The 16,696-nt window shown below is 68.7% G+C and carries 12 protein-coding genes; 7 read left to right on the plus strand and 5 right to left on the minus strand.

Annotation, left to right across the window (positions count from 1 at the left end; translation table 11 throughout):
• Positions 1 to 124 precede the first annotated feature (124 nt).
• The 5 genes from C8P66_RS05425 to C8P66_RS05445 all read right to left on the minus strand — a co-directional run bounded on the left by C8P66_RS05425 (position 125) and on the right by C8P66_RS05445 (position 5,645).
• The gene (locus C8P66_RS05425; RefSeq protein ID WP_111397149.1) at positions 125 to 1,516 is read right to left on the minus strand and encodes a bifunctional enoyl-CoA hydratase/phosphate acetyltransferase; all 1,392 of its coding nucleotides are present in this window, start codon (positions 1,514 to 1,516) and stop codon (positions 125 to 127) included.
• Positions 1,513 to 3,282 (minus strand): PHA/PHB synthase family protein, encoded by a 1,770-nt coding sequence (locus C8P66_RS05430; protein ID WP_245903244.1) that lies wholly within the window; start codon positions 3,280 to 3,282, stop codon positions 1,513 to 1,515. Before C8P66_RS05430 ends, C8P66_RS05425 begins: the two co-directional genes overlap by 4 nt.
• Before the next feature lie 93 nt (positions 3,283 to 3,375).
• Positions 3,376 to 3,678, minus strand: coding sequence for a phasin family protein (locus C8P66_RS23745; protein WP_158537104.1), 303 nt, complete (start codon positions 3,676 to 3,678; stop codon positions 3,376 to 3,378).
• A gap of 292 nt (positions 3,679 to 3,970) precedes the next feature.
• The gene (locus tag C8P66_RS05440; RefSeq protein ID WP_111397152.1) at positions 3,971 to 4,642 is read right to left on the minus strand and encodes an RraA family protein; all 672 of its coding nucleotides are present in this window, start codon (positions 4,640 to 4,642) and stop codon (positions 3,971 to 3,973) included.
• A gap of 10 nt (positions 4,643 to 4,652) precedes the next feature.
• Positions 4,653 to 5,645, minus strand: a complete 993-nt coding sequence (locus C8P66_RS05445; protein WP_111397153.1) for a Bug family tripartite tricarboxylate transporter substrate binding protein — start codon at positions 5,643 to 5,645, stop codon at positions 4,653 to 4,655.
• 298 nt (positions 5,646 to 5,943) lie between these two features.
• On the opposite strand from C8P66_RS05445, the gene C8P66_RS05450 reads away from it, so the two are divergent.
• The 7 genes from C8P66_RS05450 (at position 5,944) to C8P66_RS05480 (ending at position 16,564) form a co-directional block, all read left to right on the plus strand.
• Complete coding sequence (locus C8P66_RS05450; RefSeq protein ID WP_211314034.1) at positions 5,944 to 6,306, plus strand: hypothetical protein; 363 nt, start codon at positions 5,944 to 5,946, stop codon at positions 6,304 to 6,306.
• A 13-nt stretch (positions 6,307 to 6,319) separates the two neighbouring features.
• Positions 6,320 to 9,157, plus strand: a complete 2,838-nt coding sequence (locus C8P66_RS05455) for a response regulator (RefSeq protein WP_111397154.1) — start codon at positions 6,320 to 6,322, stop codon at positions 9,155 to 9,157.
• Positions 9,154 to 10,116 (plus strand): diguanylate cyclase, encoded by a 963-nt coding sequence (locus C8P66_RS05460; RefSeq protein WP_111397155.1) that lies wholly within the window; start codon positions 9,154 to 9,156, stop codon positions 10,114 to 10,116. The genes C8P66_RS05455 and C8P66_RS05460 overlap by 4 nt, the downstream gene beginning before the upstream one ends.
• Before the next feature lie 513 nt (positions 10,117 to 10,629).
• A complete protein-coding gene (locus tag C8P66_RS05465) occupies positions 10,630 to 11,451 on the plus strand; it encodes an alpha/beta fold hydrolase (RefSeq protein ID WP_111397319.1) in 822 nt (273 codons plus the stop codon).
• Positions 11,452 to 11,491: 40 nt separating this feature from the next.
• Positions 11,492 to 11,854, plus strand: coding sequence for a hypothetical protein (locus tag C8P66_RS05470; protein ID WP_111397156.1), 363 nt, complete (start codon positions 11,492 to 11,494; stop codon positions 11,852 to 11,854).
• A gap of 164 nt (positions 11,855 to 12,018) precedes the next feature.
• Complete coding sequence (locus C8P66_RS05475) at positions 12,019 to 14,874, plus strand: ATP-binding protein (RefSeq protein WP_111397157.1); 2,856 nt, start codon at positions 12,019 to 12,021, stop codon at positions 14,872 to 14,874.
• Between the two features lie 85 nt (positions 14,875 to 14,959).
• The gene (locus C8P66_RS05480; protein ID WP_158537105.1) at positions 14,960 to 16,564 is read left to right on the plus strand and encodes an ABC transporter substrate-binding protein; all 1,605 of its coding nucleotides are present in this window, start codon (positions 14,960 to 14,962) and stop codon (positions 16,562 to 16,564) included.
• Positions 16,565 to 16,696: the final 132 nt, after the last annotated feature.

A 16,696-nucleotide genomic window follows, 5' to 3' on the forward strand; every position in this document is an offset into this window, starting at 1 on the left:
AAGGAAAACGCCACCATCAGGCCGTCATCGCCCTCGCAAGACGCCGCGTGAACGTGCTCTGGGCCGTCGTGCAAAACCGCACGCCCTTCCAGACCAGATTCAAAATGGCCGCTTGACTGAGCCATTAGGCTGCCGCCGCCAGCCGTGCGAGCGCCACCGAAGCAAGCCGCACGCGCAAGGAATCCGAGCGGCTGGTCAGGATGATCGGCACGCGGGCCCCCAGCACCAGCCCCGCCGCGATGGCGCCCGCGAAGTAGAGCAGCTGCTTGGCGAGCATGTTCCCCGATTCCAGATCCGGGACCAGGAGAATGTCCGCCTGGCCGGCGACGGGGGAGACGATCTGCTTGATCCTGGCCGCATCCATGCTGATCGCGTTGTCGAAGGCGAGGGGGCCATCCACCAGCGCCCCGGTGATCTGCCCGCGCGCCGCCATGACGGTCAGCGCCGCGGCATCCAGGGTCGCCGGCATGCTCGGGTTCACCGTTTCGACCGCGGCCAGCACGGCGACCAGCGGCCGCTCCACGCCGAGCACATGCATGAGATCGATGGCATTCTGGCAGATGTCGCGCTTCTGGGTGAGCGTGGGCGCGATGTTGATCGCCGCATCGGTGATGACCAACGGCTTCGGATAGGCCGGGATGTCCATGGCATAGGCGTGGCTGATGCGGCGTTCGGTCCGCAGCCCGGAATTGGTCGCGACCACCGCGCCAAGCAACTCGTCGCTGTGCAGGCTTCCCTTCATCAGCGCCGCGACCTCGCCCGCGGCGGCCATCGCGACGGCGCGCTCCGCGGCGGCGTGGCTATGCTCCACATTGACGATGCGGAGGCCGTCCAGACTGACCTGGGCCGCATCGGCCGCCGCGCGGATCTTGCGTTCGGGGCCGACCAGAACCGGTTCGGCGAGGCCGGCGGCATAGGCCTCGATGGCACCGAGAATCGCCTCCGGCGAACACGGATGCACGACGGCGACCAACAGCGGTGGGCGGCACACCGCCTCCTTCATGAAGCGGTCGTAGCGGTCGTGGCGTTGCAGCATCACCTCGGGCAGCGGCACGCGCGGCCAGGACAGCTTGGCCGCCGGGGCGATGACGGTGGCCATCCCGGACAGCACCGTCTCGCCCGTTTGGTTGGTGCAGAAGGTGTCGAGGATCACGATGCGCTTGTCCGGCCGCTTCTCCGCGACACGGACGGAGGCGGTGACGGTGTCGCCTGGCGCCACCGGCTTCAGGAACCGCAGCTCCTGGCCGAGGTAAATGGTGCCCGGCCCCGGCAGTTTCGTGCCGAGCACGGCGGAGATCAGCGCCGCGGTCCACATCCCATGCGCGACGATATGCCCGAAGGGATCGGTCGCGGCGAAGCCCGCATCCATATGCGCCGGATTGACGTCTCCGGAAACGGCGGCGAACAGCTCGATGTCATCGCGCCCGACGATGCGGACGATCGAGGCGGTATCGCCGATCGCGATCTCGTCGAAGGGGCAGTTGTCCACCATCGGGCGATCGAAGGCGGGGCTCATGCCTCGTGCACATAGATGCCGGGGGCATCGCACAGAGGCGGATAGCCGCGCCGCGCCGCGCCCGTGACCGGCGGCTGCACCATGGCCGGCGAGGAGTGCGCGGCGAGCCATTCCTGCCAAGGCTGCCACCAGGATCCCGGCTGCGGCGGCGTGAGTGCCAGCCATTCGTCGGGGCTGACGCATTGATCCGCGGCGGCCTTGTGGCGCAGCCGGAATTCCCGCCGCGGATGTCCCGGCTCGCTGACGATGCCGGCATTGTGGCCGCCGCTCGTCAGGACGAAGGTCACGTCCGCATCGCTGAGATAATGGATCTTGAACACAGAACGCCAGGGCGCGACGTGATCGCGCTCCGTGCCCACAACGAAGATCGGCGCTTCGATGTTCTTGGTCGAGACGGGATGCCCGTCCACGATGTAGGTTGCGGAGGCCAGGCTGTTTTCCAGGAACAGATGGCGCAGGTATTCGGAATGCATGCGGTAGGGCATCCGCGTCGCATCCGCGTTCCAGGCCGTCAGGTCGATCATCGGCGCGCTGTCGCCCATCAGATAGTCATGGACCATGCGCGACCAGATCAGATCATTCGATTGCAGGATCTGGAACGCCCCCGCCATCTGCTTGGAGTCCAGGAAGCCGCGTTCCCACATCATCCCTTCCAACAGCGCGACCTCGCTGTGGTCGATGAACAGTTGCAGTTCGCCGGGCTCGCTGAAATCGGTCTGCGCCGCCAGCAGCGTCACCGTGGCGAGGCGCTCATCCCCCGCCCGCGCCATCGCGGCGGCGGCGATGGTCAGCAGCGTGCCGCCCAGGCAATAGCCGACGCCATGCACGCGGCGCCCGGGCAACACCGCGCCGATCGCATCCAGCGCCTCGGCGATGCCGAGCCGGCGGTAATCGTCGAAGGATGTGTCACGATCCTCGGCATCGGGATTGTGCCAGGACAGGCAGAACACCGTGTGTCCCTTCGCCACCAGATAGCCGATGAGCGAGTTATGCGGCGACAGGTCCAGGATGTAGTATTTCATGATCCAGGCGGGCACGATCAGGATCGGCTCCGCATGCACGCTTTCCGTCGCCGGCGCGTATTGGATCAGCTCGACGAGGCGGTTGCGGTGGATCACCTTGCCCGGGGTCTGCGCGACCTCGTGGCCGGGGCGGAAGGCTTCGGTGCCGGCCGCTGCCTCGCCGGCCACGCGACGGCCGAGATCGCCCAGCAGATTGCCCGCCCCGGCGATGAGGTTGGCGCCGCCCGACTGCATCGTGCGCCGCGTGATTTCCGGGTTGCAGGGCGCGATGTTGGAGGGCGAGACCATGTCGAGCAGCTGCCGCGCGGTGAAGGCGACGACATCCTCATGATGCGGCGCCACGCCGTTCACGCCCAGCGTCGCCTCGCTCCACCATTGCTGCGACAGCATGAACATGTCGTACCAGGACCGGTAGGGCTGGTCCTGCCAGCCGCTGTCGCGGAAGCGGCGGTCGCCTGGGACCAGGGCGATGGGCGCGGCCTTCCCGGGATCGCCGATGGCGAGGGCGGCCTGCCCGATGAACTGGCCCGCCTTGGTCGCCGCGGAGAGCGCGAGCTCCATGCGCTTCCCCGGCGCCATCGCCAGGTGCAATGCCCAATCGGCGTAGGCGAGATAGAGCGATACCGGCGACAGGCCGGAGGTGACGCGGGCCAGGGCCGCGGTCGCCGCGAGGTCCGTCGTCCGCAACGCCGCCGCGAGCAGATCGCCGGGTGTCGCTTCGGTGGAGATCGCAGCCGTCCGCACGGCCCTAACGGCCGGCTGAATTGTCGTCATTGCTCGCGCTCGCGGCCAGGGGGGACAATGGGTACGAAGGTCAGGGGCGCTCCCCCTTTCGCCTCAGGCCTTTCGTGCCTCGACGGCCTCCTGGGCCGCCGCTGTGTAGCAGCCGCGCAGCTGCTCGACGGTTTCGCTGGCGACCTTGGCCTGGGCGGAGGCGACCTCGCACATCTCGCTCAACAGGCTGGACTGGATCGTCATCATATCCTGCGGCTTGCGGCAGGCGGCGATGTCCTGGCAGCTCTTGCCGAAGCGCTGCTGCGTCGCGCGAAGCAGCTCCAGCTCGCGGTTCAGGGCTTCGGTGTACACCTTTTGCGAGGCGATGCCGGCGTCCCAGAACGCCTTCCAGGGCAGCGACATCATGTCGCCCGCGCGGTCCGCTCCATGGACCCACCATTGCGGCAGGGCGGTTCCGAAGGGGGAAGGTGAGGGCGTGGCGCTGGGTGCATTCGCGGACATGACGATCCTCTCGGGTGTCTGACGAGATAGGCAGCTCCCGCTTTGGACCGTCGGAGGGGCGGGCTTGCTGCCGGCCTCCGTGGTCCCGCGAATGCCTGCCGCCCTGTTAGGCACGCCTGGGGAGCGCCGCATTGATCCTGATCAAGACGGCCTCCGGAGGTTGCATGTTGCCAGACGCCCGATGCGTTACAGGGCGCTAGGCTCCCTTGGTCTGCAACGCATGGTACCCATGGCTGCGGCGCGCCTCGGCCAGGTCGATGCCGGCGCGGATATCCCGCAGGATCAGCGCTTCCTTGGCCTCGATCTCCTCGGCCACGCGCAGCACATCGGCGGCGCGGGCAAGCGGGATGACGACGACGCAACTGTCGTCGGCCGAGATCAGGTCGCCCGGATCGACCCGCACGCGGCCGAGCACGATCGGTACATTCGTCGCCTGCAGGGCGACGCGATCCTTGCCGGTGCGCGAATGCGCGGCGCAGGACCAGATCGGGTAGCCATAGGCGCGGCTTTCCCCGACATCGCGGTTCACGCCGTCGATCACCGTGCCGGCGATGCCCTTCGCCTTCGCGGCCTCGGTCAGGATGTTGCCCCAGACCGTGCAGTCGAGCCGCCCGCGATTATCGATGCAGATGACATCCCCCGCCTCGGCCAGGTGAAGGAATTCCCCCACCGTGCCGCCGGCCGCTCCCATCGGCAGATAGCTCAGCGTCACCGCCTGCCCGCAGAGCCGCGCGCCGGCCAGCATCGGGCGCAACCCATCGACCTGCCCCGGGAGGCCCAGCTTGTCGAGCGCATCCGAAACCGCCGAGGTCGGCAGCTTCGCGACGCGCGCGATCACATCGGCGGAGAGCCGTTCAAATGCGGACATGCGGTGATCCTCAATCGGCCCGGATGGCGTTGTCGCGCACCACCTGGCCCCAGGTTTCCATTTGGCCATCGACGAAGGTCTTCAACTCGGCCGGGCTGGAGAGGACCAGCCGCGCCTGCTGCGTCTCTTCCATCATCTTCCGCGCGCGCTCCTCGTTGAGCGACTCACGAAGGGCCGCGTTGACGCGGGCGACGATCGGGGCCGGCGTGCCGGCGGGGGCGAAGACGCCCCACCAGGCCTCGGCCAGCAGGCCAGGGAAGCCGGCTTCCTCGCCGGTCTGCACCTGGGCGAGGCCGGGCAGGCGCGAGGGGCCGAATTGCGCGATGGCCCGCAGCGACCCACCCGAGATATGCGGCGCCAGCAACGCGGCGCTGCCGATCATCACATCGACATGCCCGGCGACGGTGTCGTTCACCGCAAGACCGCCGCCACGATAGGCGATATGCGGCATCTTCGTGCCGGTCCGCTGCTGCAACAGCATCATGGTCAGATGCCCGATGGTGCCATTGCCGGTCGAGCCGTAGGAGACCGCATCCGGCCGCGCCTTGGCCGCGTTCACGAGGTCGGCGAGGGTGTGGTAGGGCTTGTCGGGCTTGGTCGCGATCACATAGGGCGCGCCGCCGATCAGCATCACCGGGTCCAGGTCCCGCGTCAGGTCGAAGGGCAGGCTCGGCAGCAGCGCCGGCATGACGGCGTGGCTGTCGAAGGTCAGCAGCCAGGTCTGGCCGTCGGGCTTGGCATGGGCCACCACTTCGGTGCCGATGGAGCCGGCGGCGCCGGAGCGGTTCTCCACCACCACGCTCTGGCCGAGCCTCTGGGTCAGCCCGGGCGAGACCAGCCGCGCCACGGCGTCCGTGGAGCCACCCGGGGCGAAGGGAACGACGATCCGGATCGGCCCATTGGGCCAGCCGGCCTGCGCATGGAGCGCCGGTGCGGCGAGGACGGTGCCGGCGATGCCGCCAGCCAAGCCGAGGGCGCCGCGGCGCGTGATGCGATGGGTCATTATGGAAATCCTCCCGTTTTCTCCAGTCTTACGGGCGCGGGGAGGGGGGGCAAGCCCCAATGACGACGTGTGCGGAGAGTCTCGGCACGACGGATTGAAGAGGCGCGCAAGCACTACTGCGCGAACCAGGCATGATGGCCCAATTTCGGCGCGTATCCGGCCATTCATATGGGTTGGAAGGCGATCCGCGTGAAAAATCTTCTCGCACGGAGGTATATTTTAGGTTACATCGCAACCCGAAGTTGTCCGATTCCATTGTCGGTAGTTGGGATACGGCAATGATTTCTCAAATTGGATCGTGCGCATGTCGCCCCAATGCCCGACCGGACGCGAAAGCTCCGCGCTGTTGCCCCCGCTACTGCTGTCATTGGTGACGCTTGTCGGCGCATTCCTGATCGGCACCATGCCCCGCGAGGGACAAACCCAATACGCCGTCATCGCTGCCCCCTGGGCCGGCCTGGCCGAGATGGTCGGATTGGTGGCAGCGGCCGATGGGGCCATTGTCAATGTCGGTGGCCTGTCCAACGTCATCATCGCACAGTCCGACAGCGCGACGTTCAGCAGCGATCTCTACCGCGCCGGCGCCTGGTTGGTGCTGGACCCGATCGTGCTGCGCGGCTGCCTCGGCATTGCCGCCGCGCACCATCCGGCGCAGAGCTGAAGGGCACACGAGCATGCTGGAACTCGAACGGTTGCGGACGCGTTTCGCGGGGCATCTCGTGCTGCTGCTGTGGCTGCATGTGCCGTTGATCGGGCTGGTGGCGATGTACGTGCATCGCCCCGCCCTGGCGTCGATGGCTTTCGCGGGGGCGCTGGTGGCGGTGCTCCATTATTACTGGCGCCGACGCGGCATTGCGACGGTCACGCGCTATGTCTCGGCCGTTGTGCTCATGGGCCAGCCGGCGCTGCTTGTTTACCTGCTCGCGGGGAATCCCTGGCAGATGGACATGCACATGTACTTCTTCGCGGCCCTGGCCCTGCTGATCGGCTGGTGCGACTGGCGGGTGGTGGTGGTGGCCGCACTCTCCATCGTCGTGCACCACGTCGTGCTGAACTTCATCCTGCCCTACGCCATCTTCCCCGATGGGCCCGAGATCGGGCGCGTCTACCTGCACATCGCCATCGTGGCGCTACAAAGCGGCATCCTGATCTGGCTGAGCATCACTTTGGTGCGGGCCTTCCAGCGTATTGCGGCCATGTCCAGCGAGATCATGGAGCAGAACGCGACGTTGGAAGGGCGGGTCCGCGCCCGCACGCGCGAGGCCGATGCGGCAAATGTCGCCAAGAGCCTTTTCCTGGCGAATATGAGCCACGAAATCCGCACGCCGATGAACGCGATCCTGGGCTTCAGCCATCTCGCGCTCCGCACCGGCATGACGCCGAAGCAGCGCGATTACGTGCAGAAGATCAGGTCCGCGAGCGGCGCCCTGCTTGTCCTGATCAACGACATCCTCGACTTTTCCAAGATCGAGGCCGGCAAGCTTGTGCTGGAGCACATGCCCTTCAATCTCCGCACGTCGCTCGATGCCGCGGTCGCCATCGCCGCTCTGCGGGCGGCGGAGAAGTCGATCGCGCTGCATGTGACAATCGATCCGGCGGTGCCGGCGATCCTGGTCGGCGATGCGCTGCGGCTCAACCAGATCCTGCTGAACCTGCTGACCAATGCTGTGAAATTCACCCCGGCCGGTGAGGTCAAGGTCCACGTCCGTCCACTCCCGGCCCGGGGCAAGACCGTGATGCTCGAGATCCTCGTCGCCGACAGCGGCATCGGCATCACCGCGGAGCAGAAGCAGGCCCTGTTCAACTCCTTCACCCAGGCCGACAGCTCGATGACCCGCAGGTTCGGCGGCACCGGGCTTGGCCTCGCCATCACCAGGCAGCTCGTTGAGCTGATGGGCGGCAGCATCGACGTCGAGAGCACGCCGGGCCATGGCAGCGTCTTCCGCTTCACCGCGTCCTTCGGCCTCGGCGAGGAGATGGCGGCACCCGAGGCCATGCCGGCCGAGGAGCTGAAGCGCCTGCGCGTCATGATCGTGGATGACAACGCCGCCTCCCGCCAGATCCTGGAGGAAATGTTCGCGACCTGGTCGGTCCGGGCCGTGCTCGCCGCCTCCGCCATGGAAGCCTTGAGCGAGCTGGACGCCGCGGCGGAGCGTGGCGACGGCTACGACCTTTTGTTGATCGATTGGAAGATGCCGGGGATGGATGGGCTGGAGGCTGCCCAGCGCATTCTTGCCGGCACATCTCAGCGCAAGCCGCCCGCCATCATCATGATCAGCGCCTATGAGCGTGAGGAGATCATACTGCAATCCCGGGCCATCGGCGTCTCGGCCTTCCTCGTGAAGCCCTTCAATGCCGATCAACTGCGGGAAGCCATCGCGAAGCTGTTCCGCCCCGATGCAGCCATCGCCATGGCCGTCGCCGCCGATCCGATCCCCAAGGTCGCCCCGGCGCTGCGTGGCTCACGCGTCCTGCTGGTCGAGGACAATGAGATCAACAGCGAAGTCGCCCGCGAGATCCTGACGGACGCCGGGCTCGTCGTCGACATGGCCGAGAACGGCCGTATCGCCTGCGAAAAGGTTTTCGCCGCCGGGGCCAGCTATGCCGCGGTGCTGATGGATCTACAGATGCCGGAGATGGATGGAATCGAGGCGACGACGCTGATCCGCGCCCGCATCTCCGCGCAGGAGCTTCCGATCATCGCGATGACCGCGCATGCCTATGACCAGGAACGGCGACGCTGCGTCGAGGTCGGCATGAACGACCATGTCGCCAAGCCGGTCGATCCCGTGGTCCTGATCGCCACTCTCGACCGTTGGCTGAAGCCGGAGCGCCACCAGCGCCCGGTGGTCGCGGCCCCGGTGGCCACGACGGTGGCGGAGCCGGCGCTGCCCGAGCACCTGCCGCCCTTCGATATCGAGGCCGCGTTGCTGCGGCTGAACGGCAAGCGGAAGCTGCTGCACAAGCTGATCGCGGATTTTGCCACCACCTTCGGCGATACCATGCCAAGGCTCACGGAACAGATGGCGCAGGGGCAACTCGTCGAGGCGCGTCGGCTCGCCCATACGCTGCGCGGCGTTGCCGGGTCGTTGGAGGCACGCGACGTGGCCGAGGCCGCTGGCGCGCTCGAGGATGCCATCGCCCAAGGGGAGACGCAGCGCTTCGCGCCGCTGCACCAGGCGCTTCAGGAGGCTCTCGCCCCGGCCATCGCCGCGGCGCGCTCCCTGTTGCCGACGACGCCGGTCGTGGCCGAGCCCGTGGCCACGGAGGCCGTCCTCGATTTCAGCACCGTCCAGGGCCTGCTCGGCGAACTCAGGGGATTGCTGGAACGCCGCAGCCTCCGCGCCCGCCAGGCGGCCGATGGGGTGAAGGCAGCACTCGGCGGCACGCCCGAGGGCGCCCGCTTCCTGGCGATCTCGACCGCCGTCGCCCGGCTGGACTATGCCGCGGCGCTGGCATCGCTCGATGAGATCAGTCAGCCCAATGCCCACCCGGCGGAGAAGGTGTCATGATCAGCACAAGGTCGCTCATCCTGATCGTCGATGACGAACTCGCCAATGTGGAAATCCTGAGCGCCGCGCTCGAGGACAGCTATGAGATCTGCTTCGCCACCTCCGGCGAGGACGCAATGACGGTCGCCCGGGCCGAACTGCCCGACCTCATCCTGCTCGATGTGCTGATGTCGGGCATGGACGGCTATGAGGTCTGCCGGCAGCTCAAGGCGGACCCGACGATGGCGGATGTCCCGATCATCTTCACCACGGCGCTCAACGACCAGGCCGCCGAGGTGCACGGGCTGGAACTGGGCGCGATCGACTATGTGACCAAGCCGATCTCACCGGCGATCGTGCAGGCGCGCGTCCGCAACCACCTTGAGCTGAAGCGGATGCGGGATGAGCTGGCACGGCTCGCCGTGACGGATGCGCTGACCGGGCTCGGCAACCGACGGCGGCTTGAGACGACGCTGGCGCATGAGGCGGCACGCCTTGCCCGCGCCAGCGCCGAGCTCTCGATCATTCTCCTCGACATCGATTTCTTCAAACGCTTCAACGATAATTACGGCCACAACGCCGGTGACCGCTGCATCACCATGGTCGCGGCGACGCTGAACCGCGCGATACGCCGGGCGTCGCATCTGGCCGCGCGCTTCGGCGGCGAGGAATTCGCCTGCGTGCTTCCCGGTGTGAGCCATGCGGAGGCGATGGAGGTCGCCTACAATATCCGCGATCGTATCCAGGCCCTGGGCATTCCGCATGAACGCTCCGACGTCGCGCCCTTCGTGACCGTCAGCGTTGGCGTGGCGACGGCGACCTGCCGCGCCGGCATCGATCCCGAAAACTGGATCCGGGCCGCCGACAGCCAGCTCTACCTGTCGAAATCCGCGGGCCGCAACACCGTTTCGGGCCAGTTCTTCGATGAACAGGCGCTGTTGGCGGCCTGGGGACCGACGGCGCCCACGCTCAACACCTAACTAAACCGATGCGGGTTGGCAGCCCGGCCGGGCCCGTCCGCGCGCGCCGCGGTGATGCGCTCCTGATCGCCGATCGCCGATCGCTGATCGCAGCGCCTGGTCCATGATCAGGCGCTGCTCACCGCCCTGCCCCTGTTCAGCGCGCTGTCGCGGGCCAAAGCGTCGCTCCGGCGTCCGGCCGCGCGGACGGCAGCAGCCCCCGCCAAATCGCGGCAGTACCGCGCAAGCCGCCGCACCGGGCGGCGCATAGGGTTCCCGACAGGAAGCCACGATAGCAGCGCGCATCCGCCTCGTTCCGCACCGGCGGGGCATCGGATCCGCCCGCATTCGTGCCTGCGAAGGAGCGTTGATCCGATGACGACCGAGAGCCTGCCGCCCGATGCCGCGACCCTGCGGCGGGACATCCTGCTTGGTCTTGGTGCCGCCGCCGCGACGACGGTCCTTGCGCCATCCGCCCAGGCCCAGATGGCGGCATCCCCGACGCCGCCCCCCCATGCCGAAAGGAAACGCACAGTGACGACACTCACCACCCGCGATGGCACCGAGATCTATTACAAGGACTGGGGCCATGGCCGCCCCGTGGTGTTCTGCCATGGCTGGCCGCTGAACGCGGATAGCTGGGAGGCGCAGATGCTGCATCTCGGCGCCAATGGCTTCCGCGTCATCGCGCATGATCGCCGTGGCCATGGCCGATCCAGCCAGCCCTGGGACGGCAATGACATGGATCATTACGCCGATGACCTGGCGGATCTGATCAATGCGCTCGACTTGCGTGATGCCACCTTGATCGGCTTCTCCACCGGCGGCGGCGAAGTGGCGCGCTACGTCGGCCGCCACGGCACCGGCCGGGTCGCGCAGCTTGTCCTTGTCAGCTCCGTGCCGCCGCAGATGCTGAAGACCGAAGGCAATCCGGGCGGGCTGCCGATCGAGGTGTTTGACGGCATCCGTGCCGGATCGCTGAAGGACCGCTCGCAGTTCTACAAGGATCTGACGACGCCGTTCTTCGGCTTCAACAAGCCGGATCCGCGCGGCACGCAGGGCATGCGGGACGCCTTCTGGTTCCAGGGCATGCAGTCCGGCCACAAGAACGCGTTCGACTGCATCAAGGCCTTCTCGGAAACCGACTTCACCGAGGATCTGAAGAAGTTCGACAAGCCGACCCTGATCGTCCACGGCGATGCCGATCAGATCGTGCCGATCGACGCCGCGGGGCGCGCCTCCGCCCGTCTCGTCCCCCATGCCACGCTGAAGGTCTATCCGGGCGCGCCGCATGCCGTGACGGATACGCACAAGGACCAGCTCAACGCCGATCTGCTCGCCTTCGTCAAAGCGTGAGACCGGCCAACCCCATCACCCGCCTCAGGAGACCCAAGCCATGAACCACGCCGTCAAACTCGCCGCCGTCCTGCTGCTCGCCGCCGCCGCGCAGTCGGCTTCGGCCCAGGCCCCCGCCCCGGCCGCGACCCCGCCCGCGACCCTGATGAGCTGCCAGGTCCAGGAAACCCGCGGTTCCGGCGAAAGTGCCGAGATCGTCTACAACATGAACTGCATGCCCGTGGTCGGCGGCGGCGTCACCCGCATCGAGAGCACCGGCAATGGCGAGTTCCGCGTGACCTACGGCAACGGGCGTCCCGTCTTCGCCGGTGGTCCGGTCTATATCCTCCACACCGGCGAGGAGCCGGGCACGGCAGGCTATGGCGCGCCGCGCGATGGCAACGTCGGCACCCCCAACCGCTGACGCCCCCCGGGGCGCGGGGCCGCCTTCGGGTGGCCCCGCCTCCACCCGCATGTGACTTCGCGCCCGCTTCGCTCTAATCCTGCGGTGCCAGCCCGACGGCTGGCAGCATCGCGCCCAGGGCCGGTCACGGCATCCGGGCGCGGAATCGAGGCCGGGAGCGGGTTGTGGCGGAACAGAACAACCTGGCCCAGGGCGTTCTGGGGTTCGGCCCCTTCCAATTGTTCGTCACGCAGAAGCTTCTGCTCGAAGGCGATCAGCCGGTTCGGCTCGGCGGACGGGCCCTCGATATCCTGACCTTGCTCGCCCAGCGCGCCGGCCAGGTGGTCGCCAAGGATGAGCTGATGGCGCAGGCCTGGCCCAACCTCGCCATCGAGGAGACGAACCTGCGCGTGCAGGTCGCGGCCTTGCGCAAGGTGCTCGGCGAGAGCGACAGCGGCGCGCGTTACATCATCAACGTCGCGGGGCGCGGCTACAGCTTCGTGGCCCCCGTCGCGGCGATCGACCGGCCCGGGCCGGAGGCCGCGCCGGCCCCGGATGGCATCAGGCCCTATACCCTGCCCACCGCGCTCAGCCGGATCATCGGCCGTGGTGGGGAGGTCGCCGCATTGGTGGCCCAGTTGCAGCAGCGCCGCCTGGTGACCATCGTGGGCGCGGGCGGCGTCGGCAAGACGACGGTGGCCCTGGCCGTCGCCGGCCAGCTCGCGCCTTGCTTCATCCACCACGCCTGCCTGGTCGATTTCGGCGCCCTGGCGCATCCGGACCTGGTGTGCGGCGCGCTGCGCGCGGCCCTTCGCGTCCCGGCCGGGACGGAGGCCGGGATCGCCGGGCTGACCCATTTCCTGCGCGAGATGCAGATGCTGATCGTGCTGGACAGCTGCGAACATCTGCTGGAGGCGGTGAGCCCGCTGGCGGAGGCGCTGCTGCGCGCCGCCCCCGGCGTCCGCATCCTTGCGACCAGCCGGGAGCGGCTGCGGGCCGAGGGGGAATGGGTGTACCGGCTGCCGTCCATGGACCTGCCGCCGCGCACCCAGCTCACGGCGCGGGAGGCGATGGCCTCGCCCGCCGTGCAGCTTTTCGTGGAACGCGCCTCGGCCAGCCAGGATGGCTTCGTGCTGACGGATGCGGATGCGCCCTTCGCCGCCGACATCTGCCGCCGGCTCGAAGGCATTCCGCTGGCGCTGGAACTGGCGGCGGCGGGCGTCGGCGCGCTCGGTCTGCGCGAGCTGGCGGCCCGCATCGACGACCGCTTCGAGCTGCTGGTCAAGGGCCGGCGCACCGCGCTGCCGCGCCACCGCACGCTGCGGGCCACGCTGGACTGGAGCTGCCAGCTCCTTTCGCCGCGTGAGCGGGAGATCATGCGGCGGCTGTCGGTGCTGCGCGGGTCCTTCACGCTGGAAGCAGCGACGGCCGTCGCCCAGCCCGCCGGCAGCACCGCCGCGACCTTCTTCAACGACATCGCCGACCTCGCCGACAAATCCCTCATCACCGTGGACATCAGCCGGCCGCAGACCCGCTATCGCCTGCTCGACACCACCCGGACCTATCTGCTGGAAAAGCTGGCCGAGGCGGGGGAGTTGGCGGCGGTGGCGCGCGTGCATGCGAGCTACTTCCGCGACACGCTGCGCGCCGCGGCATCGCGATGGGACGGGCCTGACGCGGCCGAGCTTGTTGCCGGCTTCGAACGCGACCTCGACAATCTGCGCAGTGCCTTGGCATGGGCCCTGGGGCCGGAGGGCGACCGGGCGATCGCCCTCGCGCTGGCGGTGGCCGGCGGTCCGGTGTTCCTGCAATTCTCGCTGTTCGACGAATGCCGCTTCGTGACCGAACAGGCCCTGGCGGCGCTGACGGAAGAGGGGCGGCCGTCCGAGGATGCGATGCGCCTGCATGCCGCCCTCGGCAGCGCCGCGCTGCACCGGGGCGAGCGCGATGTGATGGTCAGCGCCTGGACCACCTCCCTTGCCATCGCCGAGGCCCTGGGAAACGTGGATTTCCAGCTTCGTGCGTTGGGCGGGCTGATCACGAGCGCCATGAGCGACGACCTGCACCGCTCGTTGACGCTGGCGCGACGCTTCGCGCAGGTGGCCGCGACCCTGCCCGATCCGTCGGAGGCGGCGATCGCCGAGCGGATCATCGGCTATGTGCTGCATCTGCAAGGCGATCAGCCGGGCGCGCGATGGCATGTCGAGCGGATGCTTGAGCGCTACATCGCGCCCGAGGGCTGGGCGCATATCGTCCGCTTCAACTTCGACCCGAGGACCATGGCGATCTCGACCCTCGCCCAGGTGCTGTGGCTGACCGGCCAGCCTGACCAGGCGCTCGACATGGCGCATCGGGCGGTCGCGGCGGCGCGCGCGGTGGGGCATGTGCCATCGCAATTCTTCGCCGTGACCCGCGCCCTGATCCCCGTCACCCATCTGCGCGGCATCCTGGCCGAGGAGGAGGAGGCCCTGGCGCAATTGCGCGATCTGGCGCCCGTCCATGGCCCCTGGGCGCTGTGGAATGTCGCGGGGGAGGGTGTCCTGGCGATCCGGCGCGGCGATGTGGCGGCCGGGCTTGCCCGGCTGCGGGACGGCATCGCGGCGATGAGCCCGACCTCGTTCAGCGCCCGCTTCGGTCCCTTCGTCGCCGGGCTGGTCGAGGGGCACGCCGGCATCGGGCAGCGGGGGGAGGCGCTGGCGGTCATCGGCCGCGCCCTGGCCCAGGCGCGCCGGAGCGGCGAGGCCTGGTATGAGCCGGAACTCCTCCGCCTGCAGGGCGAGGTGCTTCTGGCGGACGGCGCCCCCGCGGCCGAGGCCGAGGCGCTGTTCCTGCGGGCGCTGGCGCTTGCCCGGTCGCAGGGCGCATCGGCCTGGGCGCTGCGCGTGGCGATGAGCCTGTTCCGCCTCTGGCGCGATGGCCCGCGCGCGGGCGAGGGCCGGGCGCTGTTGGCGGGCCTGTTCGAGAGTTTCACCGAAGGCCTGGCCACGGCGGATCTGACGGCGGCGCGTGGCCTGCTGGCGGCGCATCACGCGGTGGAATGATACGGCTGGCCGTTTCCGACCGAACGGTCCATCAGTGCGCCCGCCACCTTCCCGTATGGGCCCGACCTGCCGGAGCACGACCGACATGCCATCGCGCCACAGCGTCACCATGCTTCTCGCCGGCCTGTTCGGGGCCTGTCTCGCCGGGGCCGCCGGCTCGCGGGACCTGACCGTCGGCCTCGCCGCGCCGCCGACCAGCTTCGATCCGCATTTCCATGCCCATGCCCCGAGCATCGCCTTGCAGCGGCATGTCTATGAAGGGCTGGTGACGCGCGGCGCGGATCTGGTGCTGCGGCCGACCCTGGCGCGGGACTGGGTGGCGCTGCCCGCGGCCGATGGCTGGGAGTTCCATATGGACCCGGAGGCGCGCTTCCAGGATGGCGCGCCGGTGACGGCGGCCGATGCCGCCGCCAGCCTGAGCCGTGCCGCCACCATCCCGAACAGCCCGGGCCGCTGGACGCCCTTCATCACCGAGATCGCGACGATCGAGGTGGTGGACGCCCTGACCCTGCGGCTGCGGACGCATGGGCCCGCGCCGCTGCTGCCCGGCAACCTGCCGACGATCCTGATCATCCCCGAGACGGTCGCGCGCGGCGCCGCCACCGCCGATTTCAACGCCGGCACCGCCGCCATCGGCAGCGGCCCCTATCGCTTGCAGAGCTATGCGCCTGGTGGCGGGGTGACGCTGGTGCGCGCGGATGACTGGTGGCAGCGCCGCCGCCACCCCGAACAACCGGCCGAGCCCTGGACCCGGGTGGTGTTCCAGATCCTGCCCAATGACGCATCGCGCACCGCCGCCCTGCTCGCCGGCGATGCCGATCTGATCGAGGCGGTGCCGACCCGCGACGTGGCGCGGCTGGAGGCGGCGCCGGGCATCTCCATCGCGCGCCGGGCCAGCGTGCGCTTCATCTACATCGCGCTCGACCTCGGGCGCGATGTGTCGCCCGGCGTGGCCGATGCGGCCGGGCGGCCGATGGCGCGCAATCCGCTGAAGGATGTGCGGGTCCGCCGCGCGCTGTCGGTCGGCATCAACCGGCCTGGGCTGGTGGCGCAGGTGATGGACGGGCAGGGCGTGCCGACCGGCCAGTTCCTGGCCCGCGACCTGCCGAGCGCCGACCCCGCGCTGGCGCCCGATCCCTACGACCCAGCTCTGGCGCGGCGCCTGCTGGCGGAGGCCGGTTGGGGCGGGGGCTTCACGCTCACCCTCGCGGGGCCGAACGACCGGCTCGTCAACGACGACAGGATCCTCCAGGCGGTGGCGCAGATGTGGGAGCGCATCGGCGTCCGCACCATGGTCGAGGCGATGCCCTCGGCGGTGTATTTCCGCCGCTTCGCCGGCGCCGGGTTCAGCGCCGGGCTGAGCGGCTGGGGCACCTCCTCCGGCGAGCCGAACACGCATTTCACCTCGTTGCTGGCGACGCGGGACGCGGCACGCGGCCGAGGCTCGATGAACCCCACCGGCTATGGCAATCCGCAGGTCGATGCGCTGGTCGATCAGGCGTTGATGACGATCGAGGATGCCCCCCGGCAGCGCCTGTGGCGGCAGGCGACACAACTGGCCCTGGCCGAGGATGTGGCGCTGCTGCCCTTGCATCATCAGGTGAATATCTGGGCCATGCGCGGGGGGCTCAGCTATCAGCCCCGCGCCGATGAATTGACCGATATTATGGGCTTACGGCCCATCCCATAGGGATCGCCTTGCGTAAGGCCGCCACGGCAGGATTTCACAACCATTAACTCGCGTCAGGGTGACCGAACGGTCAAGTCTTCGGTGGACGCCAACCGTCCCACCCATGCAGCGGATCGCGCCCCAGGCGCACCG

Source organism: Humitalea rosea (genome assembly GCF_003253705.1).
In the GTDB taxonomy this organism is placed as follows: domain Bacteria; phylum Pseudomonadota; class Alphaproteobacteria; order Acetobacterales; family Acetobacteraceae; genus Humitalea; species Humitalea rosea.